Here is a 25,419-nt window from a genome sequence, read left to right on the forward strand (position 1 = left end):
GGACCGCGCCCTGCTGCCACTACGCCTCCGACGGGGCAAGTTCGCTGCCGTTCCTGCGGAAGTACGACTTGAAGAACACGGCGTCCGGCGCCGAGACGATGACCCGGGCGACGATCGCCGTTGCCGCTATGGCAAAGACTAGGCGACCGAAGAACACGCTGGTGAAATCGGCGCCGAGGGCAACCACGACCAGCGTATCCTCCACCAGGCTGTGGCCAAAGCCCATGAAGACGCACGCGAGGAAGACCTGGCGCGGCTCGACATTCGCCTCGCGTGCCTCACGGATCAGCAGCGCGCCGCCATATGAGATCCCCAAGAGTACGCCGACGGCGGCAAACGGCACCGTCTGCGGCTTTATGCCCGCAAGGCGGAAGAGCGGCGCCATGCCCCGGTTCAGCCAGCCGAGGAGGCCCACCAGCTTGAGGATCTCGATCGTCCAGCTCAAGGCCAAGAGCACGACGAGCATGGTGGCGAGCGTCTTCAGCGTGCTGAGCGCGAAAGCGATCCAGCCGGAGCCTTCGTTGACCGGTATCCATGTGGGGTTGAGCGGCGTGGCGAGCCAGCCGGTTGCCGCGAAGACCTGGTGTAGCAGTGCCGCGAAGATGAGGCCGCCGCCGATCCTGAGCGCCCCTGTGACCAGGAAGCCAGGGCCTGCTTTTTGGATGATGCGCTGTTCGATCGGGATGGCGTGGGCCACCAGCATCAGCGCCGAAAAGATGGTCATGTCGGCGGTCGTCAGTTCCGAAACCGGCACCAGCGCAAAGACGACCACGACCGCGCCCCAGATGCCGACCAAGAGGCCGGTGAGCCAGGCGAAGGCGAGCTCGGGCGGCAGCCCGACGAGCGTCATCAGCGGTTCGAAGGCCGGTGCGACCGCCCGGATCACGCCGAGTTCCTGCAGGACATGGGTGACGATCGTGACGGGAACGATGATGCGCACCAGGTCCCAGTAGATTTCGAGAGTGGCGAGCGTCTTGCGGTAGAGGATGATGTGAACGGTCATGGCGATGCCTCCTTGAATGGGTTGTCCAAGGACTAGCGCGGGGCCATTCGCAGTTGTGGTCAAAATATGCGAATATGTGCAATAAAATTGCACGCGCATAAATTGGGGGATGGAATGGATCGGATCGACAGAAAGCTGCTCAAGCTGATGCAGGAGGATGCGTCGCGAACCAACGCTGATCTTGCCACCGAGGTCGGGCTGTCGCCGTCGAGCTGCCTGCGGCGCATCAGGCGCTTAAGATCCGCTGGTATCATCGACCGCGTCGTTGCCGTTCTCAATCCCGCAAAAGCGGGCCGAGGGGTGAAGGCGATCATCACCGTCGAGCTGGAGCGCCACGGCGAACAATATGTGCGCCGTTTTCTCGATATGGTCGCCGCCGAGGCGGCGGTGACCCAGGCCTATAGCGTCAGCGGCGCGACCGATGCGCTTCTGATGCTGCGCCTGAAGGACATGGACGAACTCGACGCGCTCACCGAGCGACTGTTCGGGGAAGGGAGCAATGTCGCGCGATACTACACCAGCTTCGTGATCCGCACCGGCAAGGAGACGACGGCAATCCCGCTTTGAAGCTTCGATGTAACTGGACGAGCTTCGCAGGCACTGCACCCCGATCTGCGGCATCAAACGAAGGCGCCGGGGCGATCTACTCCGGCGCGCAACAACGGCGTTGCCGCTATGGTCATTTGACCGCGGCGTTGCCGCCATCGGCGTAGAGCGCGGTGCCGGCAACGAAGCTTGCCATCGGGCTTGCCAGGAATAGCGCCGCCCGGGCGATTTCCTCCGGTTGGGCGATCCGCTTCATCGCATGCAGGCCTGCGGCCCATTCCTTCTGCTCCTGGCTGCCGGCAGCCGGCGTGTCGACGCCGCCCGGGAGCAGGGCATTGGCGCGGATGCCGCTCGCGCCATAGTCGGCGGTGATGCCCTTGACCAGCCCCATCAACCCCGCCTTGGAGGCGCCATAGGCGCCCATGCCGGGGATGCCGACGCTGGTGCCGACGAAGGTCGAGGTGAAGACCAGCGATCCGCCGCCGCGCTTGAGCATTGCCGGGATCTGGTGGCGGGCGCCGAGGAAGGCGGAGGTGAAGTTGGCGGCCAGCACCTCCTGCCATTCTGCGGCCGTGATCTCGGCAAGCGGCCTGACCGCGCCGACGGCGCCGGCATTGTTGACGGCAATGTCGAGGCCGCCGAACCGGCTGATGGCGGCCTCAATCAGCCGGGCATGGGTATCTTCGTCAGCGACATCGCCGCTGACGGCGATCGCTTCGCCGCCCTCGGCACGGATAGCCTCCACCACGGCATTGAGTGGTGCTTGGGTGCGGGCGTTCAAAACCACCTTCGCGCCTTCGGTGGCGAAGAGTTCTGCGACCGCGCGGCCGATACCCGACGACGCGCCGGTGACGATTGCGATCTTATCTTGCAGCATGGACATGGACTTGCTCCTCTTGGTTGAGGCGCACTGAGTATCGCCGACAAGAAGCAGCGCCCACCCGATTTGCGATGGGGACAACTGAATGATGGTGGTCATCGAAAATTTGAAGGGTCGGTCCGGATGTCAGGGTTGAGCGGATCGAAGCGTAGCATCTGCCACGATCTCGTGTTTGCCCTGCACCCTGGAAAGTTCGCCGCGGCAAAGATGACTGCTCAAGCACCTGCATGTTTCCTTTACTCCTATCCGATCAAAGGGCAAAAACATGCAGTCAATCAAAGTGCTACAGCGACCTTGGCGCATCCTAAAAGACGCGCGGCGCTGTAGGGCCGACTATCCTTCACATTCATCGGAAGAAGAAAAACCAGACGGCAAAAGCCAGCATCCAAACCAGGACATAGTAGAAAGCTTGACCCTCGATCATGGCGGCGATCCCCATTCACCGATCGAGGGCATATTAGCATTGATGCAACCGAAGGGTAAGCGGGTGCGCGCTTCAGTGCCCGCCTAGAGCATCCTGCTTTCAAGTGGAATCGCTGAAAGCGGATAAGATGCTCTAGGATCAAAGTGCTAGAGCGTCCTTTGTGCGTTCATCTGAACGCACGGCGCTCTAGAAGTGCGCTGAAGGTTTTCAGATCGATGTTGCCGCCGCTCAACAGAATACCCACCCGCTTTCCGCCACAGGCGATTGCCCCCTGCAAAACGCCCGCCGCGGCCAGGCAGCCGGTCGGTTCCACGACGATCTTCATGCGCTCGGCAAAGAACCGCATCGTCTCGACCAGTTGCCCATCAGTAACCGTGACGATGTCATCGACCGTGTCTTTCAGGATGGCGAAGTTGTGGTTGCCGACATGGGTGACAAGCGCGCCATCAGCGATCGACTTCGGCACCGGGATCTGAACCACTTCGCCCTTGCGCAATGATTGCTGGCCGTCGTTTCCCGCCTCGGGCTCGACGCCAACAATGGAGCAGGCGGGCAAAAGCGCCCTGGCGCTGAGCGCGCTGCCGGCAAGCAAACCGCCGCCGCCCAGCGGAACGACGAGCAAATCGATCTCCCCGACATCCTCGATCAGTTCCAGTGCTGCGGTACCCTGTCCGGCGATGACATCCGGGTGGTCATAGGGAGGGATCAGCGCTGCGCCCCGGTCGGCGGCAAGGCGCAGGCTTATCTCCGCACGATCTTCCGTATATCGATCGTAAAAGACGATCTCGGCTCCATAGCCCCTGGTCGCCGCCACCTTTATCTCCGGAGCGTCGCGCGGCATGACCACTGTCGCCGAAACACCCTGGAGTCTCGCGGCATAGGCGAGTGCCTGGGCGTGATTGCCTGAGGAAAAGGCGACGACACCATTCTGCCGGGAGCGTGCGTCCAGCGCAGCGATGGCGTTGTACGCGCCACGGAATTTGAAAGCGCCCGCACGCTGCAGGTTCTCCGCCTTGAAAAATACGGTCGCTCCGGCTTGGGCGTCGGCAGTTCGCGATGTCAACACAGGCGTGCGGTGCGCCGCGCCGGCGATGCGTGCTCGGGCGGTCTGGACATCGTCGAAGGTCGGGATGCGCAGCGAAGCGGGTGCCGGTGCAGGATTGACCACGAGAAACCTCCATTGCGCACGCGGTGGCCCTGGGCCGAGAGGGAATTTTCCAAGGCACGGCAATGTAGCATCGCGCCGGCGTTTGCACGAGCCAGGTTGAAGAACCATTGGCGCCATCTGCCTTATGACACCGCTGACACGGGCCAGGCCGCATTGTACCGGCTTTAAGGCATCTGCTGCACAGTTCCGCGATTTTCAACAACGGCGGCCGGTGGCATAGTTTGCGCGGCTTGGCAGCGTCGCGTCAGATGGGACGCACACACGCCGCAGGACCTTGGATTTGGGATTTTCAGGCAAGGCGGGAGGGGCGGAATGCTGAAGACCTACACTGGCAGCTGCCATTGCGGCGCAGTTTACATCGAGGCAGATGTCGATCTCAGCGCCGGGACCGGCAAGTGCAACTGCACGCTCTGTACCAAGATGCGGCTGTGGTCGGTGGAGGTGGCGCCGTCGGCTTTCCGTCTGATCGCCGGCGAAGAGGCGCTAGCGGATTATCGCGGTCGCAACCCGGTCGCCCATCATTTCTTCTGCAGCCATTGCGGCGTGCGCCCGTTCGAGCGGATCGACGCACCGAACATGACGGGACACACCTATTACAACATCAACGTCGCCTGCCTCGACGGCGTCGATATCGACGAACTGATGGCCGCACCCGTCACCTACTTCGACGGACTGCACGATGACTGGGGCTCGACACCATCAGAGGTGCGGCATCTGTAGGGCTCGTTTCTGAAAATCCTGACCCCTTGTGTTACGCAGTTCTTGATGCAGCCGTCAGCTTTTGCGGGGATATTGCCTCGCGGATAATGTTGCGGCCACATGTCCCTGGTGGGGCTGCATTTCTGGAGTTGATTGATGGTGGAAAAGACGTTTCCAGAAGCCTTCCCGAGTGCACTCCGCTCCCAGTCCGCGATTGCTGTTTCAGCACTCAAACTGAATTCCGACTACGTTTCCGAACCGTTTTCGGTCAACGTTCTCGGCGAGATCCTGCACATACCTGGTCGGGTTCTTCCCTCGACAAAGCCGGAGTTTGTAGGGCTGAACCTGCAACGGCGCCAAATTGCACTGTGCATGCTGACGCGCAGTTCCGATGGCTTCGGACGTCAGGCCGCTCTGCAAGAAATCCTTCACATCAATAAGCCCTGGTCCATTCCTTTCGTCATCGCGTTGATCGGCGAATACGTCGTCGAGATCATCCATGACATCTACGCAGCTCTGCCCGACTTGGAGCGGGACGTTGTCTCAACATTTATCAAGGCAAATCCGGCGTTTTATAAGCTCACCTGTGACCGGGTGATGAGCTATTGGGACTGCTACTACCGTCGGCAGTTCCGGTGCAGCGACTACGTAGGCTTCAAGCTCTTGCGGCAACTGGACGCGCTTGCATGATTTGAAAGGCTGGAACAATGCGCCGGTCTCGTGGCCGCAACCTTGCAGCCTATATCAGGGGCTCCGGCTCCAGCGCCGCCAGCGTCTTCAAGGCAGCCAGCGTTTCGCGCAGGGCTCGATCAAGCCGTTTGTCGCGGCGCAGCACGAGGGCGAAGCGGCGCGAGAGTGGCGGCGACAGCGGTCGCACGACCAGCCGTTCGCGATCATGCGCGCGCAAGGCGATCTCCGGAACGAGCGCCGCGCCGAGGCCGACGGCGACCATCTCCTTGATCGCGGCGACGCTGCCAAGCGCCATCACCGGTTTGACGGCGGTGCCGCCGTCTGCCGCCAGCCATTCATCGGTGAGCCGGCGGGTGTTGGCGCCCGGCTCGTAAAGGATCAACGGTCGTTGCGCCAATGTCTCCGCCGTCACGGTGTCGGGGAGCGAGGTCTCCGCCGGAGCGATGGCGACGAAGCGCTCGTCGAAAAGCGGGGTGACTTCGAACATGCGGCCGGAGACGGGGAGGCTGACCAGCCCGATGTCGAGCAGATTGTCGTCGACAGCCCTGACAATGTCGGCGCTGTTGCCCGTCGCCACGGTGATGTCGAGATCGGGAAAGCGGCAATTGAGATCGGCGAGAAGCGGCGGCAGCATGAAGGCGCAAGGGGTGGCGCCGGTGCCGAGCCGCACGCGGCCGAGAACGCCCTTGGAGTGGCGTGCCACCGCGTCGACAGCCTCGTTTGTCGCGGCCTCGATGCGGCCAACATGCGCAAGCAGTTCGGCGCCGGCGGCACTTGGCCTTGCAGTGCGGCCGACGCGCTCGACGAGGCGCACGCCGAGCTGCTTTTCCAGCGCGCGCACCTGCAGGCTGATGGCCGGCTGCGTCAGCCCCAGGCGCTCCGCGGCGGCGGAGAAGCTGCCGAGTTCGGCGACCAGCGCGAAGGTTTTGAGGTAGTCCAGGTTGAGGGTTGCCATACCAAAGAAATCCTTATGCATTGCATAGAACATCCAAGCTTCATTTATAGATCGATGCCTTGCACAATGCGAGCATGATCAGCAGCAAAACATGGGTGTTCGACATGCTCAGGGAACTTGGCCTCTTTCTCGCCGCTTCGCCGCGCTCGCGGCTCTGGCAGTTGCAAAATCTGCGCGAACTGGACGCGGAGCGTCTGGACGACATCGGCGTCACACCTGCCGAAGCGTGGCAGGGAAGGCGCACCGAAAGCGCGCCGGCGTCGTCGCGAGGAACCGCAGCGACTGCGCGATATTCCGAAGCCGCGCGTGCGGGGGCGATGTAGACGACGAAAGGCATCTGCGACGGCCTCGTCGGCGCGAAAACGCGCCGCGATCTCAGGATCTTCTTGCCGCGCTCGCGGCTCTTGTTTTTTCGCTGTTCAGTTTTGCGCGGCATGCCGTAGCGCCAGCGCGAGTGCCGCGAACTGAGGGCTACGCTATCGAAAAGCCGCCAAGCTCGATTTCGCCTGGCGCGCGTACGGCGCCACCGGAGATCCACAGCGGATTTCCCACGCACTCAATCTTTCCACCCGCAACAACGACACCGTCGCCATCGTTGCATGCTACGATCGGCCTCGCCGTGCCGGTGCTGTAACGCAGCAGGTCGGGCAGGTAGGTGTCCTCGTCACTAAGATGCGGGAAGAACTCGAATGGCATGAGGTCGAGGGCATTGCCGTCCGTTATCTCCTCCGGTCTGCGGCCGATGAAGAGCGCGTCGGTGGCGATCGTCGGGCCCATGAGAATGGCGCCGGCGCTGACGCCGATGAGGATGCCGCCGGAGGGCGCCCAATTGCGGAGCGGCCCGAGCATCCCGCTTCGTTTCAGCCGTTGCAGAAATTCACCGGTGTGGCCGCCCGCGAGGTGAATGGCGTCTGAGGCGAAGAGCCCGGCGATATCTTCGGCGGGATGCGGCTCGTCGAGATCGTAGAACAGCGCGAGATCGAGATCGTGTCTGCCATAATAGGATTGGCCGGCCAGAAAGAAGCTGCGGTCCGGTTCCGGGCCGGAGGCGACATAGGCGATGCGGTTTCCGCCGCCGCGGGCCTTCAGCAAGTCCACGAGCCGGAGGTCGATTGCCGAACATTCGGGGAAAAGCTGGTCGCTGTAGAATATGAGGTTGAGCAAGTAATCCTCTTGGTTTGTCAAGCGATCCGGTCAGAATGCAAAGATTGGCAAAGTCTCGGTGGCTACATGATGCCGCTTCAACTCTCGTCATACGGCTGTGTGAAGCGTTCCCCGTTGAAAGTGTGTGTACAGCATCTGCAAGTGGGCTTCATATTGTCGACGGTGAGCGTCGGGTCCACCAATGCCAGGTGCTTGTTCTCATCAACATATAGGCCGCTGTAGTATGAGCTCTCGCCGAGGCGCACATACGGCTGTCGTTCATCTTCGCTTCGGGCGACCAGCCAAAAGATGGGATCAGAGCGATCAATCCGAGCGACGGCTTCGCTGTAGGTTTCGTTCCAATCGTTGCCAACGCGTGAAAGGAGAAACCGGAACAGCGGTGTGTAGTCCAATCCATGCCGGTGGTGAGAGTGCATCGAGCCGTTATGAGACAGATCCAGTTTGACGGCCTTTGTGCCTCGTGACTCTCGCCACTCGCCGCCGTCACCGTGCCGCACACCGTGCGTTCGGGTGTTCACCTTGCGATAAAGCGGTTTCTTGCGTTGCATGCCGAGTGCTAAATGCGCCTGATAAGGGATTTCGCGTTGTTGTTGCATGACACAAGAGTGTCGGCAATGGGCGGATTTCGTTGAAAAATCTCCGCTTGCCTCAATCGGCACTGAGTGCCACCGCCGGCTGCAGGCGGGAAGCATTGCGGGCGGGGAGGAAGCCGAAGACGAGGCCAGTCAAAAAGGCGCAGGCGAAGGCGAGTGCGACGGGGCCGAGCGTGAACGAAACGGGCATGCCGAACTGGCCGGCGAGCGCTCCGGTGCTGAGACCGAGGACGACGCCGAGCGTGCCGCCGATCGCCGAGACGACCAGCGCCTCGATGATGAACTGCAGGAGGATGTCACGCTGGCGCGCGCCGGTTGCCATGCGCACGCCGATTTCGCGGGTGCGCTCGCTGACCGAGACCAGCATGATATTCATCACGCCGATGCCGCCGACGAGCAGCGAGATGGCGGCGACCGAGCCGAGAAACAGCTTCATCGTATTGGAGGTTTCGGTGAAGGCTTCGCGCACCGACGACATGTTGGTGATCTGGGTGTCCTCGCGCTTGTGCCGCTGGTTGAGAAGCGCCTGGATGGTCTGCTGCGTGATGTCGATGGCGGCCGCGTCCTTCACCTGCACGGTGATGGTGCGCACGTTGCGCTGGCCGAAGAGGCGCATGCTGCCCGTCGTCAGCGGCACGAGCACGACGTCGTCCTGGTCGTTGCCGAAGGAGGTGGCGCCCATTTCCGCCATCACGCCGATGACCTGGAAGGGGATCTTGTTGACGAGCACATACTGCCCGAGCGGATTGTCTCCTTCAGGAAACAGCGTCTTGACCACGGTCTGACCGAGGACCGCCACCGGCGCATAGGTGTCCATGTCGTCCTGGGTGAGGAATTCGCCCTGCTGTATCTTCCAGGATTTGGCGGTGGTGAACTGCGGCACCGTGCCGTTGGCACTGGTCTGGTAGTCGACATTGCCGCGCCGGACCGTGACGGTGCTGGTCAACTCGGGCACGGCGAAGGCGACATTCGGTACCTCGAGGATGGCGTCGGCATCGGCAGGAACAAGGGTGACATTGCTGCCGCCGGCGCTGCCGCGGAAATTGGCCATGCTCGGCCTGACCACCAGGAGGTCGGAGCCCATGGAGGAAATGCGGCTGAGCACGGAATCCTGCGCGCCGGTGCCGATCGCCAGCATGGCGACGACCGAGCCGACGCCGATGACGATGCCGAGCAAAGTGAGGATGGTGCGGAAGAGATTGGCGCGCAACGCCCGGAACGCCATCTTCACCGCTTCGGTGACGTCGGCGATCGCAGCCGAGCCCTCGCTCACCGTCCGGCTGAGCGCATGGGCTGCGTCCGGATTGCTGCGGCTCTTCTTGGTGCGGTCGGCGACGATGCGGCCGTCATGGATCTCGATCAGCCGGTCGGCCTGTTCGGCGACCTCGCGTGAGTGGGTGATGACGATGACCGTATGGCCATTGTCGTTCATGTCGCGCAAGAGCGCCATGACGTCGGAGCCGCTCTGGCTGTCGAGCGCGCCGGTCGGTTCGTCCGCCAGCACCACGCGGCCGCCGTTCATCAGCGCGCGGGCGATCGATACCCGCTGCTGCTGGCCGCCGGAAAGCTGGTTTGGGCGGTGGTCGAGCCGCTCGCCGAGCTTCAGCTGATGCAGCAGGGCGCCTGCGCGATCGTGACGGTCTCGTGCCGACATGCCGGCATAGACGGCCGGCACCTCGACGTTTTCCTGTGCGCTTGCGGTGGGGATGAGATTGTAGCTCTGGAAGACGAAGCCGAAGGTGCGCCGCCTGAGCGCCGCCAGTTCGTCGGTGTCGAAGCCCGACACCCGCTCGCCGTCGATGAGATAGTCGCCCTCGGTCGGCTGGTCGAGGCAGCCGAGAATGTTCATCAGCGTCGACTTGCCCGAGCCGGACTGGCCGATGATCGCGACGAACTCGCCGGCCTCGATGTCGAGCGAGACGCCATGCAGCACCTCGACGGCGAGATCGCCGTTGAAATAGGTCTTGCTGACGTGCCGGAGCGAGAGGAGCGGGGTCATGGCCGGTCTCAGAACATCGGCGGCATGCGCATGCCGCGCTGGCTGCCACGGGTGCTCGCCGCCGGGGTATCGGTGCCGGTGGCGACGACGACGGTGTCGCCTTCATTGAGGCCGCTCGTGATCTCGGCGTTGACGCGGTTGCGGATGCCGACGTCGACGGCGCGGGTTTCGGGCGCGCCCGAGGGTGTGACCACGGTGAGCTCGGCGCTGCCGCCGGCAGCGCCTGCCTTGCCACCGGCGGCGTTCGCATTGCCGCCACGCTTGCCGGCCGCTTGGCCGCCATCCTTCTCGCCGGTCATGCGCAGCGCAGCACTCGGCACGATCAGCACGTCCTTGGCTGATGACTGAACGAAGAACACCTGGGCGCTCATCGACATCATCAACTCGCCATCAGGATTGGGAACGTCGAACAGGGCGTAATAAAGCACGACGTTGTTTGCCGTGTCCGGCATCGGCTGGATCTGGCGCAGCTTGCCTTCGAAGCGTTTTCCCGGCTGGCCGAGCAGGGTGAAATAGGCGTCCATGCCGACCTTGAGCTTGCCGACATCGGCCTCAGACACCTGCGCCTTGACGGTCATGGTCGAGAGATCGGCAATGGTGACGATGGTCGGCGTCGTCTGGTTGGCGTTCAGCGTCTGGCCTTCCTTGGCCGGGTTGGCGACGATGGTGCCGCCCATCGGCGCGAAGATCTTGGTGTAGCCGAGATCGACCTTGTCGCCGGCAAGGGTCGCCTGCTGCTTGCGGATCTGCGCTTCGATGGCGTTGACGTCGGCCTCGGCGGCGGCAAGATCGGCGATTGCCTGGTCGAGCGTCGACTGGGCGATGCTGTTGGCGGCGACCAGATTGCGCTGGCGATCGATATTGGCCTGTTTCAACACGAGCTGGGCCTTCTTCGACACGAGCTGCGCCTGGAGATTGGCAAGCTCGGCCTGGTCGATCTCGATCCGGTTTTCGATGGTGGCGGGGTCGATTTCGGCAACGAGCTGGTTCTGCTCGACCTTGTCGCCGATATCGAAATGCAGGGCCTTCAACTGGCCGGAGACCTGGGCGCCGGCATCGACCGATTTGACCGCATCAAGTGTGCCGACGGCGGTGACGCTGTTTTCGATGTCGCCGCGCATAACGGCCTGGGTGACCATGGCAGCCCCGGTCGGATTGGTCGCATAGCGCGTCCAGCCATAATAGCCGGCGCCGAGGACGGCGAGGACGACGGGGATCCACAGCCAGGTGCGCGTGCGTCGCTTGCGCCGGATGGGGGTGGCACCGGGAATGAAGGTGACGTTGGGCGTCGCTTCCTCGCGTGCGGTGGTCTCGGTGCGTGCCGTCTTGCCTGTCTTGTTCATGCCCATACCCGGCCCCATACCTGGCCTTGCCAGCGCCATCGTTCCAGGCGCGATTCATCCTAGCAGCAAATAGGCACAAACGGCCGGAGCGGGAAGCATTGAGATCATTATATTATTGTAATGTTTTGGCTGCGGGGAGGCGGAGCGCTCCCCTCAACCAGGATGCCCCTGGTGTTACCCCTTCAGCCCCGAGACCGTCAGATGCGGGATTGGAACGCCGGCGAGGCGGCGGCCTGGCTCGAGATCGTCGGCGCCAGCCACCGCAGCGAGCGGATTGCAGCGATCTTCTCCGCCCGGCTGGCGCGGGGGACCGAGGCGCTCGCGGCAGTTTTGCAGCGGTTGGGTGGCGATGGCGTGAGCGAGGGCGGGGCGCGCGTCCACGCGCAAGCCTTGCTCGCCGGTTTGGAGGGGCTATCGCTGGTTCAGCTTCTGGAGCGTTCAGCGGATGATGCTGGCCGGGCGCAGGCGGTACGCATTCTGGTGCGCGGCATCCTTGGCGGCGTCATTCCAGCCCACCGGCGCACCGGCGCCTGAGGCGCGGGCGCGCTTCAAAAGCCTTGCGAGATTTGCGCTGGCCTCAGGCGGGAAGAGGGGACGCGGCTGTCCTCTGCGCTCAGGTTGCGAGGATCTGGCGACAAGCTCGCCACACTCGTTGTAGAAGATGCCGGCAGGCGGATCAGGGGTACAAACGCCGAGCCCCAGGCGCATGAATGCGGTCCTGCCTGGCAAATGCCTCCAATGACCGTTGACGGCCTGAAGGAGACTTCTTTCGTTGTTCCCGACCAATGAATATGGTTGCCTCATAGCCGAGGATATCGACCGTCATGAAACTTGCCCACATCAACTTGGTAGCCCGAAATGCGGAAGTGCTCGCAGCGTTCTACATGAATGTCATGAAATGCGAATCCCTTCGTGAACCCAAGATGGTGTCCGGGGAAAAAGTGTCGCGCGGCAATGGTATTTCGAACTCTGAGATATATACGATCTGGCTGACATTCCCCGAACTCGAACGCCCATTCTTGGAGATACATGAGCACAAGGTCACTCATGATCGAGACCAGCCAAGGGTGAATGAGCCCGGTTTCGGGCACCTGTCATTCCAGATGGAAGATATCAGCGTGGTGCTCGCGGAAATCATCCAAGCCGGCGGGGCGCAGATCGGCGAAATCACGGACTTTGGGACGCCGGATAAGCCATTTCTTATTGCTTATGCGCGCGATCCGGAGGGAAACGTCCTTGAGCTTGAGCAGATAGGTAATCGACCGAGATGCTGACGACCGCTTGTGGAGCCCAAACCGGTCATTGGGCTGCCGCAAAAATCAGTCTCGAAGCACAGGCCTCTGCGGCAGATAAATCTTGATTTCTCCCGACGTTTTCGCCCTATTGCGCAAGCAATGCGAGGTGCCGTGTTGCGAGTCTGGGGGAAGGCTCTGAAGGTGCCCCGCGAAACTGGAAGGTCTTTTCCTCTCGAAGGCCCCTTGAAACAGGATCGCGCTGATGAAGCTGGTGACCGGTAACTCGAACCGCGCCCTGGCCCAGGCTATTGCCAGCCACCTGGAACTTCCCCTCATAGACTGTACGGTCAAGCGTTTCGCCGACCAGGAAATCTACGTTCAAATCCATGAGAATGTGCGCGGCGAGGACGTGTACATTCTCCAGTCAACGAGCGCCCCCGCCGACGGCAATCTGATGGAGTTGCTGATCCTGACCGATGCACTGCGCCGCTCGTCTGCCCGCCGGATCACGGCCGTGATCCCGTATTTCGGCTATGCTCGCCAGGATCGCCGCGCCACCGGCCGCACTCCGATCTCGGCCAAGCTGGTCGCCAATATGATTGCCGGTGCAGGTGTTAACCGCGTTATCACCGTCGATCTCCATACCGACCAGATTCAGGGCTTTTTCGATATACCGACCGATAATCTTTATTCAGCGCCGGTGATGACCCGCGATATTGAAAAGCACTACGACACCAAGAACTTGACGATCGTTTCGCCCGACGTGGGCGGCGTGGCGCGGGCTCGCGCCATCGCCAAGCGCATTGGTGCCGATCTTGCCATTGTCGATAAACGGCGACCCCGCGCCGGTGTCTCGGAAGTGATGGGCATCATTGGCGATGTGTCCGGGCAAAGTTGTCTTCTGATCGACGACATCGCAGATAGCGGCGGCACGCTGATCAATGCGGCGGAAGCCCTGCTGGAGGCTGGTGCCAAGGAGGTTTCTGCCTACATCACCCATGGTGTGCTTTCCGAAGGCGCCTGTGAACGCATTGGCGCCAGCAACCTCAAGGAATTGGTCGTGACCGATTCCATTCAGGAAACCGAAGCTCACCGCCAGACCGCCAATATCCGACGCGTCACAATTGCGCCGCTGATCGGCGAAGCCCTCGCTCGCACCGCCAGGGAGCAAAGCGTTTCAACCCTTTTCAACTGATCCGGCTCATGGCGCGATTGCAACCGTCAGCCAAGATCACGCTCGTTTTCCGGGCATGCAGTGCGCAGCGTTCCCACGCGGCCCGGCTTGGCCCGTCCGTTGCAATTGGCGCTCACGCGACTATTTTCGTATGCTTCGCCACCCTCCTGTCAGTGACACGCCCGGGAGCAAGTCATGTGCCGGAATATCAAACCCTTGTTCAATTTTGATCCGCCTGCGACGAACGAGGAGATTCGTGACGCCGCGCTACAGTTCGTGCGCAAGGTGAGCGGCACGAACAAACCATCGAAACGCAATGAGGCTGCGTTCGAGCGCGCGGTCAATTCAGTCGCGGCATGCGCCCGCGAGCTGCTGGATTCGCTGGAGACTTCTCAACCCCCTCGCGATCGCGAGGAAGTCGCGGCAAGGGCGCGCGCGAGAACAGCGGCCCGGTTCGCGTAAGGGGAGTCCTGTCACGCACCGGAGATCGACGGGAGCTCTTTCACAGTCACCGCACCAGCGACGAAGCGATCTGCTTCGCATCAGGCGGGATCGCCTTGCGGTCTGGCGAGAGGGCCGCGAACCGGAATGCGAACGGCCAGCCGCGCGGAAATCGGCGGTGCTGGACTCGTTGCCGTCGACAGGGCTTAATGCTGCGCGGGGATGGCGGGATTGCCGGGGGCGATTATGGGATCACCGCAGCAGATGACTGATGACGGCGATGTTCTCGATGCTGTCGTCATCGGGGCCGGCTGGGCCGGCCTGGGTGTCAGCTATTGGCTGGCACGACGGGGCCTGCGCCACAGTGTCTTGGAGCGGGGCCGCATCGGAGAGACCTGGCGCACACAGCGATGGGACTGCTTTCGGATGAATACTCCCAATGTGCAGACCGTCATGCCGGGCGACTGCTATGACGGTCCGGATCCGGATGGTGCCATGACGGGCGAGCAGTTCGTCGCTCTGCTTGAGGATTTCGCCCGGCGCAACACGCTGCCGATCGAACCGGATACCGCGGTAAGCGAACTCGCGCACGAGAATGGCGCCTATCGGCTCACCACTTCACACGGCACGCTTTGGGCGCACAACGTTATCGTCGCAAGCGGCTGCTTGAATTGCCCGGTGCGCCCGGTCTGGGCGCCCGCGTTGTCGCCGGCTCTCCATCAGATCGACGCTTCCGGCTACCGCAGCACTGCTGATTTGCCAGATGGATCGGTACTGGTGGTCGGAAGCGGCCAATCGGGTGCTCAGATCGCCGAGGAATTGGCGGAAGCGGGCCGAAAGGTCTTCCTTGCGACCAGTCGTGTCGGGCGGCTCCCGCGGCGCTACCGGAGTCGCGACATCATGGTCTGGCTGCTCGAAAGCGGGTTTCTCGACGTGCGGCGAGAGGAGGTCATTCGACTTGCGGGACGCATCCCGCCGCGCGGTGTGCTCGGCTCGGTGCATACGATAAGCCTTCAGGCGCTGAGCGCCCAAGGTGTCGCGCTTCTTGGGCGTCTCACCGGCATCGAGGATGGCGGCAACCTCTCGTTTGCCGACGATCTCGAAGCGAATGTCCGCTTTGCGGATGAAGCCTCCGACACTGTCAAACGCCATGTCGACGACTATATCAGCCGCGCCGGGATCGATGCGCCCCCTGCCGAGCCCGACCCGGCGGAGACGGTCGCGCTGCGTCGACAGAACCCGCCGATCGGTTCGCTCGATCTCTCCCGCTCCGGCATAGCGAGCGTGGTGTGGTGCACCGGGTTCAAGGGCGATTTCAGCTGGATGAGGCTTCCCGGTGTGCTCGACAGCGCGGGACAGCCTGTTCATGAGGATGGCGTGGCCGCCCTGCCGGGCCTCTATTTCGCAGGGCTGGACTTCGCCTCCACACGCAAGTCAGGCATCATCCTGGCGATCGCCGAGGAAGCGCCTCGCCTTGTCGACCATATCGCGGGGCATTCGTGACCGCCTTCGGCATGGTCAAGAAGTTCCTGACGGTCAGGGCCGGGATCAGAGGCCGACAGATTGTCAGCCGCTGTTTTGCGCCGCCACCACCAGTGTCACGTCTCGCCCCTTGGCGACGTTCCGACTGGGCGAAGGCAATGGTCTCCAGGGATCAGCCAAGGACTTCGCTTCTGCGCGGGAATGTCTGCCATCGATTACCGCTGGAAGCAGTGCGTCCACTTCCGGCCCGAGCCAGTCGAAGATAAGCGAGGACCTGAATGTCTGCTGGTGGCGCATGGTTGCCATCGCACCAACGCCGGCAAGCGCGCAGCGGCATGCAGAGATTGCGTCGCTGTCGTGCCGGAAATAGCGGGTGTCCCTGAAACTCGGAGCGTTGGTTAAGCACAAGATCACGACGACATCCTTCTATCCCGCGGGGCGTCGAGCTCTTCCAGTTTTGCATCCTCAGCCCATGAGGATCCACATCCGCTGCCGCTGTCGAAATTTCGCCCACTCGACAAAATCGCCTTGACGCTTCCGTCGCGCTTGATTAGAACACTGCGAACCGTACCGTACGGTACTCAAATGGGTGGAGCCAGGTGCAAAGCGTTGCTGCGACAAAAGAGGCGAATGCCGGGAGCGGCCTGACCGAGCGTCAGGGTGTCGTCCTCGAAGAGGCGTTGCGTCTGCTTGTTGACGGCGGCGAGAAGGCGCTGACGACCGCCGGTGTCGCGCGGGCTGCCAACTGTTCGAAGGAAAGCCTCTACAAGTGGTTCGGCGATCGCGACGGGCTGTTATCGGCGATGATCGGTTTCCAGGCGAGCAAGGTGCGCACGCTGGATGTCGCCGCGAGCGCGCTCGACGCCGAAAGCCTGAGCCGGCATCTGGTTGTCTTCGCCAAGGATCTGCTCGAGGTTCTTGCCGGCGACGTGTCGCTGGCGCTGAACCGGCTGGCGATCGGCCAGGCGAGCCGCGAAGGCTCCAAGCTCGGCCACATGCTGCAGGAGCGCGGACGCCGGCAGATCGGGCGGCGTGCTGCCGCTCTGCTGGAGGCCGGCCGCAAGGCGGGGCTGCTCGCGTTTGACGATGCCGACGAAGCCTATGGCGCGCTTTACGGGCTGGTCGTTTCCGACTGGCACCTGAAGATGCTGCTCGGCGGAGAGGCCGGCGAGATGAAAAAGAGTTTCGGCCGCAAGGCGGAGCAGGCGGTCAGCGCCTTTCTCACGCTCTACGGCCGGAAGGTTTAACGGCGGGGGAGATCTCCGCCTGCAGCGCCGCGTGTCGAAGACACGCAAAGGTCGCTGCGGAACTGAAATTGCAGCGGCGCGTGTCGAAGACACGCAAAGGCCGCTGCAGAACTGAATTGCAGCGCCGCGTGTTGAAGACGCGCAAAGGCCGCTGCAGAAACGGAATTGCTGCATGGCGCCTGGATCGATCCCGGTTCAGGCATCGTGCAGCGGAAATACAACTGATAGCAACGGGAAGGACCATTCAAATGCGCGTCTATTACGATCGTGATGCCGACATCAACCTCATCAAGTCCAAGAAGGTCGCCATCGTCGGCTACGGCAGCCAGGGCCGCGCCCACGCGCTGAACCTGAAGGATTCCGGCGCCAAGGAAATCCGCGTCGCGCTGAAGCCGGGTTCGCCAACGGCTGCCAAGGTCGAGGCCGATGGCCTCCAGGTTCTTTCGGTCGCCGAAGCTGCCAAGTGGGCCGACCTGATCATGATGGCAACGCCGGACGAACTGCAGGCCGAAATCTACACGGCTGACATCGCCGGCAACATCCGTGACGGTGCTGCCATCGCATTCGCACACGGCCTCAACGTTCACTTCGGCCTGATCGAGCCGAAGGCGACGCTCGACGTCGTCATGATCGCACCGAAGGGCCCGGGCCACACGGTTCGCGGCGAATACCAGAAGGGCGGCGGCGTTCCCTGCCTCGTTGCCGTTCACCAGGACGCTTCGGGCAACGCCCTTGACCTCGCGCTCTCCTACGCCTGCGGCGTCGGCGGCGGCCGTTCGGGCATCATCGAAACCAACTTCAAGGAAGAGTGCGAAACCGACCTCTTCGGCGAACAGGCAGTTCTGTGCGGCGGTCTCGTCGAGCTCATCCGCGCCGGCTTCGAAACGCTGGTCGAAGGCGGCTACGCGCCGGAAATGGCCTATTTCGAGTGCCTGCACGAAGTCAAGCTGATCGTCGACCTGATCTATGAAGGCGGCATCGCCAACATGAACTACTCGATCTCGAACACGGCAGAGTGGGGCGAATACGTCACCGGCCCGCGGATCATCACGGCAGAAACCAAGGCCGAGATGAAGCGCGTTCTCACCGACATCCAGACCGGCAAGTTCACCTCGGAATGGATGCAGGAATACAAGTCGGGTGCGGCCCGCTTCAAGGGCATCCGCCGGGTCAACGACAACCACCAGATCGAAGAAGTCGGCGCCAAGCTGCGCGGCATGATGCCGTGGATCGGCAAGAACAAGCTGGTCGACAAGGCGAAGAACTAAGTTTTAGCGATCAAATGCATAGGAAAGGCCGGGGCGCATGCTCCGGCTTTTTTCGTTGCTGCAGCAAGCGATCGTCGCCGCGCCGCCGCAGGCGGGCTCGACCATTGCGCGGCGTGCTGTCGAGGAAACGGATGCCAGGATCGACGTCGGGCGCGACCACGCCTCATGGAGGCACTTGCCTAATTCGTCCCGGTTTTCGACATTGGCCCGCTACCTCATGGAAAGCGCCCCGATGAGCCCGATGAGATCGTATCTGGCGGAACTGCGCGGTTTGATCGGAAACCGCTTGCTCCTGCTTCCCTCCGTCGCCGCCGTCATCCATGACCACGCGGGCAATCTGCTGCTGCAGGAGAAATCTTCGGGCGAGGGGTGGAGCCTGCCTGCCGGCGCTATCGAGCCCGGCGAAACGCCGCAGGAGGCCGTCATTCGCGAGGTGGTGGAGGAGACCGGCCTTACGGTTGTGCCTGCAACCATTCTCGGCGTCTTCGGTGGGCGGGAATTTCGCTACACCTATCCGAATGGCGATCACGTCGAATACATCGTCACACTGTTCGGGTGCCGGATCGTTGACGACTGCGGGGAGTGGACAGACAGCGAGACAAGATCGCTTCGATATTTCGGGCCGGACGAGATGCCGCCACTCGCATTGCCTTATCCGGTTTCCACGTTTTTCTCCCAGGGATCCAATCGCCTTGTCCGTTCACCGGGACGGTGAGGAGAGCACTGATCGACGTCACGGGAGGCAAAACATTGCGGTGAGCATGACGGTGGGTCCGTTGCGGCAATGAACGTCTTTGCGGAAGAGCTTTCCAAAAACGAAGGAAGCCGGGGCGAAAACCCCGGCTTTCCCTTTTTGAGCCAATGGCCGCTGGGCCAGATTTCAGTCCAGACTCTCGGCTTGAAGCAGCGGCGGTTGAGCCTTGCTGCAAGAGAATGGTCTATCGTAGGTCGCATTTCGGGGTGGGCATGTGCCCGGCCCGGACACTATGTGCCCGGCACCGCCGTTAGTGTGTGGCGGTGAAGGTGGTAGGCGAGACTTGCAGGGCGGCAGCGATGCGCTGCAGCTTGACGGGATCGGTATCGGCACCAAGTTCGACCTTGGAGATTTCCGTTTCCGTCAGGCCTGTGGTTACCGACATATCATCGACGGTGTAGCCGTGGGATTCACGCGAACGCTTTACAGCGGCTCCGATGCTGACACGCGAAACAGTGGCGTCGGAAGCCTTATTCAGATTTTTCTTAAAGGACATGAAGTGTCTCCTTCGTTCGTCCACCGACAAGGAGTTTCGTCGGGTGAAGGGGGCCCGAAAATATCGTGCGACTCGAATAATGAGAGGCGTTCAGGCCTCGCTAATATAGTCAGGGCGATCGCCAAGGCAAGCTGGTCCCGGCATTTTTGAGTGGACAGAGCCGCTGGGCCCTTTGGCAGGCAAGCGTCTGCCGCAATGAAAAATCGTTTGGAAACCTTATGATATAGTGCCTGAGGCGACGGGTGTGCCCGCTCAAAAAAACTGGTGCGGGCATGACTTTTGCGGTGAAAGGAACATCGCCGGTGGCTGGCTTTGCGTCGTCACTGTCTGCGGAGGGTACTGCCGGGCAATCCTGCAGCAGACCCGCGCCCAGAGCAGGGAGCAGGCCTGCCCCGTGTCGGTCAGCGAAGGGGCGTGCAGCCCTTGACGTGAGGCGCCTTGACGCGGCCGGCCTGAAGGTCGCTCCAGAGGGGCAGGGACGGATCAGGCCCACCCAATGTCGCTTCGAAGGTGGCGCGGTTCAGCTTGACCAGGTTACCGGCCGAGGTGATGCTGACCAGCTCTTTCTTGCTGACAACGGCTATGCTGACATTCATGCGGCAGAAGAAGCGCTTGTCGCCGTTCGATGCGACCCAGCCATGCAGGCCGGCCTTGTTCTTGGTGAGTTTGCTGACCTTATAGCCCTGCTTTTCGAGCTGGGCCAAGGATTCCGCGTGGGCCAGACCCGGCATGAGGGTAAAGCCGATCAGCGTGGCTGCGAGCAATCGCTTGAATGAAATGGTCATTAAGTTTCAACCCCTGATTACAATATGACAACGTCTCCTACGGTCAAATCATGTCGAATACAACTTGGATCTGTCTTGTTGTCGAATGCCGAAATCCGCATTGGTTCTTCGCGCGGCAAGCAAGCGTCCAAGTGATGGGCGAACGGCGATCATCAGCCTTGCGCCCGATATTCCACAATGCTGGCACTTGAGCTCGCAACCGCATGATGCACCCGCTTTTGCCGACCCCGCATCCCCACAGGCCGTAAGGCGGCTTTCACGCCGGCCTTGCCATTCCCACGAATCCGGCTAAACCGAAATTCCGGCCACCTCAAAGGAAGATGTCATGCCGGATTTTTCCACACTTGCACTTTTTGCCGCCGCGTCGCTGGTGCTAACCGCCACGCCCGGTCCCGATATGCTGCTGATCGCTTCACGCAGCGTCAGCCAGGGGCAGGGGGCGGGGTTCCTCACCTATGCCGGAATCGCGCTCGGCACCTATTGCCATGCGCTTGCCGCCGCCCTCGGACTGTCGCAGCTGATCGCCACCGTGCCGATCGCCTATGAGATCGTGCGCTGGGTCGGCTGCGCCTATCTGCTCTATCTCGCCTTCAAGACCCTGCGCTCGCAGGCGATCGACTTTTCGCCGTCCGCGTCGCTGAAGCGGCTGTCACTCCGGCGGATTTTTGGCGAGGGGTTGCTCACCAACCTGCTCAACCCGAAGATGGCGCTGTTCGTGCTGGCGCTGTTTCCGCAGTTCATTCGGCCCGAAAACGGCGCGATGATCGTGCAGACGCTGGTGCTGGCGACGGTGCTGAACGGCATCGGCTTTCGCGTCAATGGCGCGGTGATCCTGCTTGGCGGCCGGATCCGCAGCCGGTTCACGTCGCCCACCCGCTTCAAGAAGCTGCCGCAATATCTGCTCGCCACCGTCTTTGCTGGCCTTGCCTGCCGGCTGGCGCTCGGGGCCAGGAACTAATACGCCTCGACCGATTGCCATTTTATGTTGACTCAATCAACAAACCGTTGTTGATTGAGTCAACTCATGCTGGATCATTTCCCATGGCACTCACCAACGATCACCCTGATGTGGCGGCGCTGCGCGCCTTCAACCGTCTCTACACCAACCGTCTGGGCCTGTTGAACGCCCATCTCGACCAGAGCCCGTTCACGCTCACCGAAGCGCGTATCCTCTACGAGCTTGCCCATCGGCAAGAGACGACGGCGGCCGAGCTGATGCGGACGCTTCAAGTCGACCGTGCCCAGCTCAGCCGCACGCTAAAGCGGTTCTCCGATCGCGGGCTGGTCGAGAAGTCGGACCATCCGGAGGGTGGCCGCCGCCAGCCGATTTCGCTCACCCCTGCCGGGCGCAAGGCGTTCACCGCCCTGGAGCAGAACACCCGCGAGGCGATCGGCAAGCTGCTGGATACATTGCCATCGACCGAGCGCAAGCGGTTGATCGCGGCCACCAGCACCATCAGCGAGATCCTTGAGGACAAGGCAGGCGGGGACTTAATGCTGCGCGATCTGAAGCCGGGCGATCTCGGCTGGATCATCCATCGCCAGACCGTGCTGTATGTTCAGGAATATGGCTGGAACCAGGAGTATGAGGCGCTGGCTGCGGGCATCCTCGCGGATTTCGTAAAATCCTTCGACCCGGCCCGCGAGGCCGCCTGGATCGCCGAAATCGACGGCCGCGTCGTCGGCTCGATCTTCCTCGTGGCCGGCGACAAGCCTGATGTGGCCAAGCTGCGGCTGCTCTATGTCGAGCCGGATGCGCGCGGACGCGGCGTCGGGGCGGCGCTGGTTGCCGCCTGCATCGAGCGCGCCCGCACTGTCGGCTATCACACGCTGGTGCTGTGGACCAACAGCGTGCTGACCTCGGCCCGGCGCATCTACGAGCGCGCCGGCTTCACGCTCACCGAGGAGGCGCCGCACCATTCCTTCGGCAAGGACCTGGTGGGCCAGACCTGGTCGCTCGATCTCGGGCAGGGGGTGAAACGGAAAGTGGCCGGCGAGCGATAAGAGGCACAGGTCTTCTGTCCGCGCCGCGTGGTTCCCATCCATCGTCCCGCATAGCGGGGCAACGGCGCGGGGCTGCGCCCCGGCGGCAGATCCGTTGTGGGTTGACGGCGGCCTATCCGCGTGCGGCGAAATCCTCCGGATCGGGCCGCCGCTTGGTGTTCCGGGCCGGAACCGAAAGCACCTCCGTCTGAAACGCAAGGCCGTGCCGGATGAGGGCGCGAACCCCGGAATAAGCGATCAGAGGGTTGAGATGGCGTCTGGCAAAGGCTATCTGGTGCCATCGCAAACGCCCCTCGGGCGAACTTTCTTCAGAAAACCACAAGGCGTATCCCGGCATGAGCCCAGAATTCCTCGTCACCCATTCCGGTGGCTTCCATGCCGATGAGCTCATGTCGAGCGTCATCCTGACCCGGCTGTTCCCTGAGGCGAAGATCGTGCGCAGCCGGGCGCCGGAGTGGATCACACCCGGCACCGACCGCATCATCTACGACGTCGGCGGCGCCTATGACGCTGAAACCAGGATCTTCGACCATCACCAGCGCGGCGCACCGCTGCGCGATGATGGCCAGCCCTACAGCTCGTTCGGCCTGATCTGGAAGCATTATGGCCGCGATTATCTCGCCGCCTCCGGTGTCCCGGAAGCGCATGTCGAGGCGGTGCACGCCTCCTTCGACAAGAGCTTCGTGCTGCCAATCGATCTGGTGGACAATGGCGCGCTCAGCCCCTCCGTTGCCGGGCCGCTCGCCGGACTGACGCTGCCGGCGCTGCTCGAAACCCTGAAACCGGTTTTCGACGAGACCGATCCCGGCGCCGATGATCGCGCCTTCCATTCAGCCCTCGCCATCGCCCGCAGTTTCGTCGAGGCCAGCATCGGCCGTAGCGCCGCAAAACTGCGTGCGGAAGCCGTCGTGCACCAGGCGATCGTCGATACCGGCGAGGCCCGTGTGCTGGAGCTGCCGATGGGCATGCCGTTCCGTCCCGCCATCGTCAAGGCAGGCGCCGATCACCTGCAGTTTGTCGTCCACCCGCGCGACAAGGACTGGTGCCTGACCGGCATCCGCCGCGCCGACGAGGGCTTCGAGCTGCGCGCCGACCTGCCGGCCGCCTGGGCCGGCCTCACCAACGCCGACCTCGAGGCCGCCTGCGGCGTTGCGGGCGCCACCTTCTGCCACAACGGCCGCTTCATCGCCGCCGCCAAAACCCGCGAGGCGGCGCTGGCGATGGCGGAACTGGCGGTAACGGAGGCTGTCTCTGTCGCGCAAGGGCAAGCGACGGCTGCTCAGGTGGCGTGAGCCATCGAGTGACGATTGTGGTGCAGTCCGACCACTTGCTGCCATGGGCTTGTTGAGGAAGCGCTGCACCACTCGTCGGACTTGGCCGAAGTGACCAGAAACGGCCAAGCACTCTCTGTGTCCGGCATGCGGGATACGGCTTATGTGGGGAGAGAGTTCCCGCCCGCAGCCGGCTGATGGCACCAACCTATTCGCGAAGCGGCCGCAGTATCTGCCTGTCGTCGTCTTTGCCGGACTGGCTTTCTTTCTGGCGCTTTGCAATCATTACGTCCGCAGTCGGCCGATTTCGTTGAAAAACTCGATGGATTTCCGCCCATCCGCCCGTTTTGGTCTTTTGGGCGCGGGGTCATCGGTTATCTGCCCTGCGCCTTAGCGCAAGGTATCGATGTATGCCGCGCTCATGCGGCGATGGCGCGGTATAGCGACCTTTGCGGCCTGAGTTTCGCGAGCCTCCTGAGGTTTTGGGCGGTTGCTGCCAGCAAGAATTCGTCTCGCGCACCGCACGGTCCTCTTAGCCTCAAACGCGCCATCCGCAGAATGCGCTTGAGGTGGGCAAAGAGCATTTCTACCTTCTTGCGACGATGTCGGGACTGCACGTATTCAGGTGTGGTGGCAATAGCTCGGGCAACATCGCGGGCATCCTCGTTGAGATCACGCGGCACCTTGCGCATAGGCATGTTCGGGCAGCAGCGAAGCTTTAATTCGCACGGGTCGCAGTTCTTTTTGCTGGCGCGATAGAGTCGTGTTCCTTCGCTCGTGATCCCTGATCTGGGCGTTGCATAGGTTCGATGGAACTGCTTCAATTCCTTTCCCGCAGGGCAGACGTAGCGATCATTCTCGGCCTCCCAGGTGAAGTCCGAACGCGAGAAGGTCCCGTCCGTCCGGTTCGATTTGTCGAAGACAGGAATGTGCGGCGCGATCTTCTTCTCCTTGACCAGCCAGGCCAGATTGTCGGCAGAACCATAAGCGCTATCGGCTGCCAGATAGTCTGGCTTCAAGCCGAAGCGGTTCTCGGTCCTGTCGAGCATTGTGCGGGATGCTCCGACCTCTGCCTGGCGGATCGCACGTGTCGCCTCCACGTCCAGAATGACGCCATGATCGGTATCGATCAGATAGTTGGTGGCGTAGGCGAAGAAGGCATGGCCTTTGTGGGCACCCGTCCATTGCGCTGCTGGATCGGAAGGCGAGATGAACTTCGGCGTCACCGGCGATGCCGCACCGAAAGCGGCATCATCAAGAACTGCAAGGTATTCCTGGACCGAGCGGCTGGCATCGTCTTTGACTTCCCACTCCGCACCAGGCACAGAACGCTGCTTGTTGGCGTCTGCGGCGATCAGGCATCGACGGCAAACCCTTCCGCGCCCACCAGTCCCTGGGCAAGACAGCGTTCCACCACCGTCTCGAATAGGTGCCGCAGGATGTCGCTTTGCCGGAACCGGCCATGACGGTTCTTCGAGAAGCTGGAGTGATCCGGTACCTTGCCGTCCAGTCCGAGGCGGCAGAACCAACGATAGGCAAGGTTGAGGTGGACTTCCTCGCAAAGTCGCCGTTCCGAGCGGATACCCATCGAATAGCCGATGATCAGCATCCGCATCATCAGCTCAGGGGCAACCGAAGGACGACCTGTGTTGCTGTAGAACGGCTTCAACGGTGCTCGCACGCTGTCGAGGTCGAGATGGCGGTCTATCCCGCGCAGCAGATGGTCAGCAGGGACGTGATCTTTGAGGCAGAAGTCGTAGAAGAGCTGCGCCGGAGCCGCCTGACATCCCATCATTCA

At 62.2% G+C, this 25,419-nt stretch carries 25 protein-coding genes and 1 pseudogene; 15 read left to right on the forward strand and 11 right to left on the reverse strand.

The features are described from left to right. Window positions 1-19: 19 nt before the first annotated feature. The gene (locus C6558_RS08635) at window positions 20-1,003 is read right to left on the reverse strand and encodes a nucleoside recognition domain-containing protein (RefSeq protein ID WP_025427609.1); all 984 of its coding nucleotides are present in this window, start codon (window positions 1,001-1,003) and stop codon (window positions 20-22) included. A 114-nt stretch (window positions 1,004-1,117) separates the two neighbouring features. On the opposite strand from C6558_RS08635, the gene C6558_RS08640 reads away from it, so the two are divergent. Continuing rightward, entirely contained in the window at window positions 1,118-1,570 is a 453-nt protein-coding gene (locus C6558_RS08640) for an Lrp/AsnC family transcriptional regulator (RefSeq protein ID WP_025427608.1), read from the forward strand. Between the two features lie 112 nt (window positions 1,571-1,682). Here C6558_RS08640 and C6558_RS08645 read toward each other — a convergent pair whose 3' ends face one another. Beyond that, on the reverse strand, window positions 1,683-2,432 hold the full coding sequence (locus C6558_RS08645) for an SDR family oxidoreductase (protein WP_025427607.1): 750 nt from the start codon (window positions 2,430-2,432) through the stop codon (window positions 1,683-1,685). A gap of 587 nt (window positions 2,433-3,019) precedes the next feature. Further along, window positions 3,020-4,021: a threo-3-hydroxy-L-aspartate ammonia-lyase gene (locus tag C6558_RS08650; RefSeq protein ID WP_025427606.1), complete on the reverse strand. Its 1,002-nt coding sequence runs from the start codon at window positions 4,019-4,021 to the stop codon at window positions 3,020-3,022. Window positions 4,022-4,333: 312 nt separating this feature from the next. On the opposite strand from C6558_RS08650, the gene C6558_RS08655 reads away from it, so the two are divergent. Both C6558_RS08655 and C6558_RS08660 read left to right on the forward strand, forming a co-directional pair. Next, window positions 4,334-4,741 (forward strand): GFA family protein, encoded by a 408-nt coding sequence (locus tag C6558_RS08655; RefSeq protein ID WP_025427605.1) that lies wholly within the window; start codon window positions 4,334-4,336, stop codon window positions 4,739-4,741. 135 nt (window positions 4,742-4,876) lie between these two features. Then, entirely contained in the window at window positions 4,877-5,410 is a 534-nt protein-coding gene (locus tag C6558_RS08660; RefSeq protein ID WP_025427604.1) for a hypothetical protein, read from the forward strand. 49 nt (window positions 5,411-5,459) lie between these two features. Here the strand turns inward: C6558_RS08660 and C6558_RS08665 are convergent, their stop codons facing one another. After that, window positions 5,460-6,365 (reverse strand): LysR family transcriptional regulator, encoded by a 906-nt coding sequence (locus C6558_RS08665; protein ID WP_025427603.1) that lies wholly within the window; start codon window positions 6,363-6,365, stop codon window positions 5,460-5,462. A gap of 74 nt (window positions 6,366-6,439) precedes the next feature. On the opposite strand from C6558_RS08665, the gene C6558_RS39620 reads away from it, so the two are divergent. Further along, window positions 6,440-6,688: a DUF1127 domain-containing protein gene (locus C6558_RS39620; RefSeq protein ID WP_128090489.1), complete on the forward strand. Its 249-nt coding sequence runs from the start codon at window positions 6,440-6,442 to the stop codon at window positions 6,686-6,688. Between the two features lie 148 nt (window positions 6,689-6,836). On the opposite strand, the gene C6558_RS08675 is transcribed toward C6558_RS39620, so the two are convergent. From C6558_RS08675 to C6558_RS08690, 4 genes are all read right to left on the reverse strand, one after another. Then, entirely contained in the window at window positions 6,837-7,529 is a 693-nt protein-coding gene (locus C6558_RS08675) for a Type 1 glutamine amidotransferase-like domain-containing protein (RefSeq protein ID WP_207207599.1), read from the reverse strand. 77 nt (window positions 7,530-7,606) lie between these two features. Beyond that, entirely contained in the window at window positions 7,607-8,125 is a 519-nt protein-coding gene (locus C6558_RS08680; protein WP_225906317.1) for a hypothetical protein, read from the reverse strand. Between the two features lie 52 nt (window positions 8,126-8,177). Next, a complete protein-coding gene (locus tag C6558_RS08685; RefSeq protein ID WP_107027145.1) occupies window positions 8,178-10,121 on the reverse strand; it encodes a MacB family efflux pump subunit in 1,944 nt (647 codons plus the stop codon). Window positions 10,122-10,129: 8 nt separating this feature from the next. Further along, window positions 10,130-11,464 (reverse strand): efflux RND transporter periplasmic adaptor subunit, encoded by a 1,335-nt coding sequence (locus C6558_RS08690; RefSeq protein WP_025427598.1) that lies wholly within the window; start codon window positions 11,462-11,464, stop codon window positions 10,130-10,132. A 201-nt stretch (window positions 11,465-11,665) separates the two neighbouring features. Here C6558_RS08690 and C6558_RS08695 point away from each other — a divergent pair, with 201 nt between their 5' ends. The 8 genes from C6558_RS08695 (at window position 11,666) to C6558_RS08735 (ending at window position 19,026) form a co-directional block, all read left to right on the forward strand. After that, complete coding sequence (locus C6558_RS08695; RefSeq protein ID WP_025427597.1) at window positions 11,666-11,998, forward strand: TetR family transcriptional regulator C-terminal domain-containing protein; 333 nt, start codon at window positions 11,666-11,668, stop codon at window positions 11,996-11,998. Between the two features lie 290 nt (window positions 11,999-12,288). After that, complete coding sequence (locus tag C6558_RS08700) at window positions 12,289-12,738, forward strand: VOC family protein (protein ID WP_057211159.1); 450 nt, start codon at window positions 12,289-12,291, stop codon at window positions 12,736-12,738. Between the two features lie 223 nt (window positions 12,739-12,961). After that, entirely contained in the window at window positions 12,962-13,894 is a 933-nt protein-coding gene (locus tag C6558_RS08705; protein WP_025427595.1) for a ribose-phosphate pyrophosphokinase, read from the forward strand. A 174-nt stretch (window positions 13,895-14,068) separates the two neighbouring features. Further along, entirely contained in the window at window positions 14,069-14,335 is a 267-nt protein-coding gene (locus tag C6558_RS08710) for a DUF2277 domain-containing protein (RefSeq protein WP_025427594.1), read from the forward strand. A gap of 225 nt (window positions 14,336-14,560) precedes the next feature. Then, window positions 14,561-15,817 carry an NAD(P)/FAD-dependent oxidoreductase gene (locus C6558_RS08715; RefSeq protein ID WP_245449146.1) on the forward strand — a complete coding sequence of 419 codons (1,257 nt, stop codon included), beginning with the start codon at window positions 14,561-14,563 and terminating at the stop codon, window positions 15,815-15,817. A 578-nt stretch (window positions 15,818-16,395) separates the two neighbouring features. After that, window positions 16,396-17,043: a TetR/AcrR family transcriptional regulator C-terminal domain-containing protein gene (locus C6558_RS08725; RefSeq protein ID WP_107027146.1), complete on the forward strand. Its 648-nt coding sequence runs from the start codon at window positions 16,396-16,398 to the stop codon at window positions 17,041-17,043. A gap of 248 nt (window positions 17,044-17,291) precedes the next feature. Beyond that, complete coding sequence (gene ilvC, locus C6558_RS08730) at window positions 17,292-18,311, forward strand: ketol-acid reductoisomerase (RefSeq protein WP_025427588.1); 1,020 nt, start codon at window positions 17,292-17,294, stop codon at window positions 18,309-18,311. A gap of 37 nt (window positions 18,312-18,348) precedes the next feature. Continuing rightward, complete coding sequence (locus C6558_RS08735) at window positions 18,349-19,026, forward strand: NUDIX domain-containing protein (RefSeq protein WP_245449147.1); 678 nt, start codon at window positions 18,349-18,351, stop codon at window positions 19,024-19,026. A 289-nt stretch (window positions 19,027-19,315) separates the two neighbouring features. On the opposite strand, the gene C6558_RS08740 is transcribed toward C6558_RS08735, so the two are convergent. Beyond that, window positions 19,316-19,561, reverse strand: coding sequence for a helix-turn-helix domain-containing protein (locus C6558_RS08740; protein ID WP_025427586.1), 246 nt, complete (start codon window positions 19,559-19,561; stop codon window positions 19,316-19,318). Between the two features lie 401 nt (window positions 19,562-19,962). Further along, window positions 19,963-20,346, reverse strand: coding sequence for a hypothetical protein (locus C6558_RS08745; RefSeq protein WP_025427585.1), 384 nt, complete (start codon window positions 20,344-20,346; stop codon window positions 19,963-19,965). A 325-nt stretch (window positions 20,347-20,671) separates the two neighbouring features. Between C6558_RS08745 and C6558_RS08750 the strand changes: the two genes are divergently transcribed. The 3 genes from C6558_RS08750 to C6558_RS08765 all read left to right on the forward strand — a co-directional run bounded on the left by C6558_RS08750 (window position 20,672) and on the right by C6558_RS08765 (window position 23,642). Next, the gene (locus C6558_RS08750) at window positions 20,672-21,304 is read left to right on the forward strand and encodes a LysE family translocator (RefSeq protein WP_107027147.1); all 633 of its coding nucleotides are present in this window, start codon (window positions 20,672-20,674) and stop codon (window positions 21,302-21,304) included. An 83-nt stretch (window positions 21,305-21,387) separates the two neighbouring features. Beyond that, entirely contained in the window at window positions 21,388-22,350 is a 963-nt protein-coding gene (locus C6558_RS08755) for a helix-turn-helix domain-containing GNAT family N-acetyltransferase (protein ID WP_025427583.1), read from the forward strand. A gap of 335 nt (window positions 22,351-22,685) precedes the next feature. Then, the gene (locus C6558_RS08765) at window positions 22,686-23,642 is read left to right on the forward strand and encodes an MYG1 family protein (protein WP_107027148.1); all 957 of its coding nucleotides are present in this window, start codon (window positions 22,686-22,688) and stop codon (window positions 23,640-23,642) included. A gap of 398 nt (window positions 23,643-24,040) precedes the next feature. On the opposite strand, the pseudogene C6558_RS08770 reads toward C6558_RS08765, so the two are convergent. Then, window positions 24,041-25,416 (reverse strand): annotated as a pseudogene (locus tag C6558_RS08770) (transposase). Window positions 25,417-25,419 lie beyond the last annotated feature (3 nt).

Source organism: Ensifer sp. NM-2, from assembly GCF_003024455.1.
Taxonomy (GTDB): Bacteria; Pseudomonadota; Alphaproteobacteria; order Rhizobiales; family Rhizobiaceae; genus Ensifer; species Ensifer canadensis.

What these genes read in the sequence shown, in the direction of transcription:
- C6558_RS08635 (WP_025427609.1), bottom strand. Translation starts at nt 1,003, where the DNA reads ATGACCGTTCACATCATCCTCTACCGCAAGACGCTCGCCACTCTCGAA.
- C6558_RS08640 (WP_025427608.1), top strand. Translation starts at nt 1,118, where the DNA reads ATGGATCGGATCGACAGAAAGCTGCTCAAGCTGATGCAGGAGGATGCG.
- C6558_RS08645 (WP_025427607.1), bottom strand. Translation starts at nt 2,432, where the DNA reads ATGTCCATGCTGCAAGATAAGATCGCAATCGTCACCGGCGCGTCGTCG.
- C6558_RS08655 (WP_025427605.1), top strand. Translation starts at nt 4,334, where the DNA reads ATGCTGAAGACCTACACTGGCAGCTGCCATTGCGGCGCAGTTTACATC.
- C6558_RS08660 (WP_025427604.1), top strand. Translation starts at nt 4,877, where the DNA reads ATGGTGGAAAAGACGTTTCCAGAAGCCTTCCCGAGTGCACTCCGCTCC.
- C6558_RS08665 (WP_025427603.1), bottom strand. Translation starts at nt 6,365, where the DNA reads ATGGCAACCCTCAACCTGGACTACCTCAAAACCTTCGCGCTGGTCGCC.
- C6558_RS39620 (WP_128090489.1), top strand. Translation starts at nt 6,440, where the DNA reads ATGATCAGCAGCAAAACATGGGTGTTCGACATGCTCAGGGAACTTGGC.
- C6558_RS08680 (WP_225906317.1), bottom strand. Translation starts at nt 8,125, where the DNA reads ATGCAACAACAACGCGAAATCCCTTATCAGGCGCATTTAGCACTCGGC.
- C6558_RS08685 (WP_107027145.1), bottom strand. Translation starts at nt 10,121, where the DNA reads ATGACCCCGCTCCTCTCGCTCCGGCACGTCAGCAAGACCTATTTCAAC.
- C6558_RS08690 (WP_025427598.1), bottom strand. Translation starts at nt 11,464, where the DNA reads ATGAACAAGACAGGCAAGACGGCACGCACCGAGACCACCGCACGCGAG.
- C6558_RS08695 (WP_025427597.1), top strand. Translation starts at nt 11,666, where the DNA reads ATGCGGGATTGGAACGCCGGCGAGGCGGCGGCCTGGCTCGAGATCGTC.
- C6558_RS08700 (WP_057211159.1), top strand. Translation starts at nt 12,289, where the DNA reads ATGAAACTTGCCCACATCAACTTGGTAGCCCGAAATGCGGAAGTGCTC.
- C6558_RS08705 (WP_025427595.1), top strand. Translation starts at nt 12,962, where the DNA reads ATGAAGCTGGTGACCGGTAACTCGAACCGCGCCCTGGCCCAGGCTATT.
- C6558_RS08710 (WP_025427594.1), top strand. Translation starts at nt 14,069, where the DNA reads ATGTGCCGGAATATCAAACCCTTGTTCAATTTTGATCCGCCTGCGACG.
- C6558_RS08715 (WP_245449146.1), top strand. Translation starts at nt 14,561, where the DNA reads ATGGGATCACCGCAGCAGATGACTGATGACGGCGATGTTCTCGATGCT.
- ilvC (WP_025427588.1), top strand. Translation starts at nt 17,292, where the DNA reads ATGCGCGTCTATTACGATCGTGATGCCGACATCAACCTCATCAAGTCC.
- C6558_RS08735 (WP_245449147.1), top strand. Translation starts at nt 18,349, where the DNA reads ATGCTCCGGCTTTTTTCGTTGCTGCAGCAAGCGATCGTCGCCGCGCCG.
- C6558_RS08740 (WP_025427586.1), bottom strand. Translation starts at nt 19,561, where the DNA reads ATGTCCTTTAAGAAAAATCTGAATAAGGCTTCCGACGCCACTGTTTCG.
- C6558_RS08745 (WP_025427585.1), bottom strand. Translation starts at nt 20,346, where the DNA reads ATGACCATTTCATTCAAGCGATTGCTCGCAGCCACGCTGATCGGCTTT.
- C6558_RS08750 (WP_107027147.1), top strand. Translation starts at nt 20,672, where the DNA reads ATGCCGGATTTTTCCACACTTGCACTTTTTGCCGCCGCGTCGCTGGTG.
- C6558_RS08755 (WP_025427583.1), top strand. Translation starts at nt 21,388, where the DNA reads ATGGCACTCACCAACGATCACCCTGATGTGGCGGCGCTGCGCGCCTTC.
- C6558_RS08765 (WP_107027148.1), top strand. Translation starts at nt 22,686, where the DNA reads ATGAGCCCAGAATTCCTCGTCACCCATTCCGGTGGCTTCCATGCCGAT.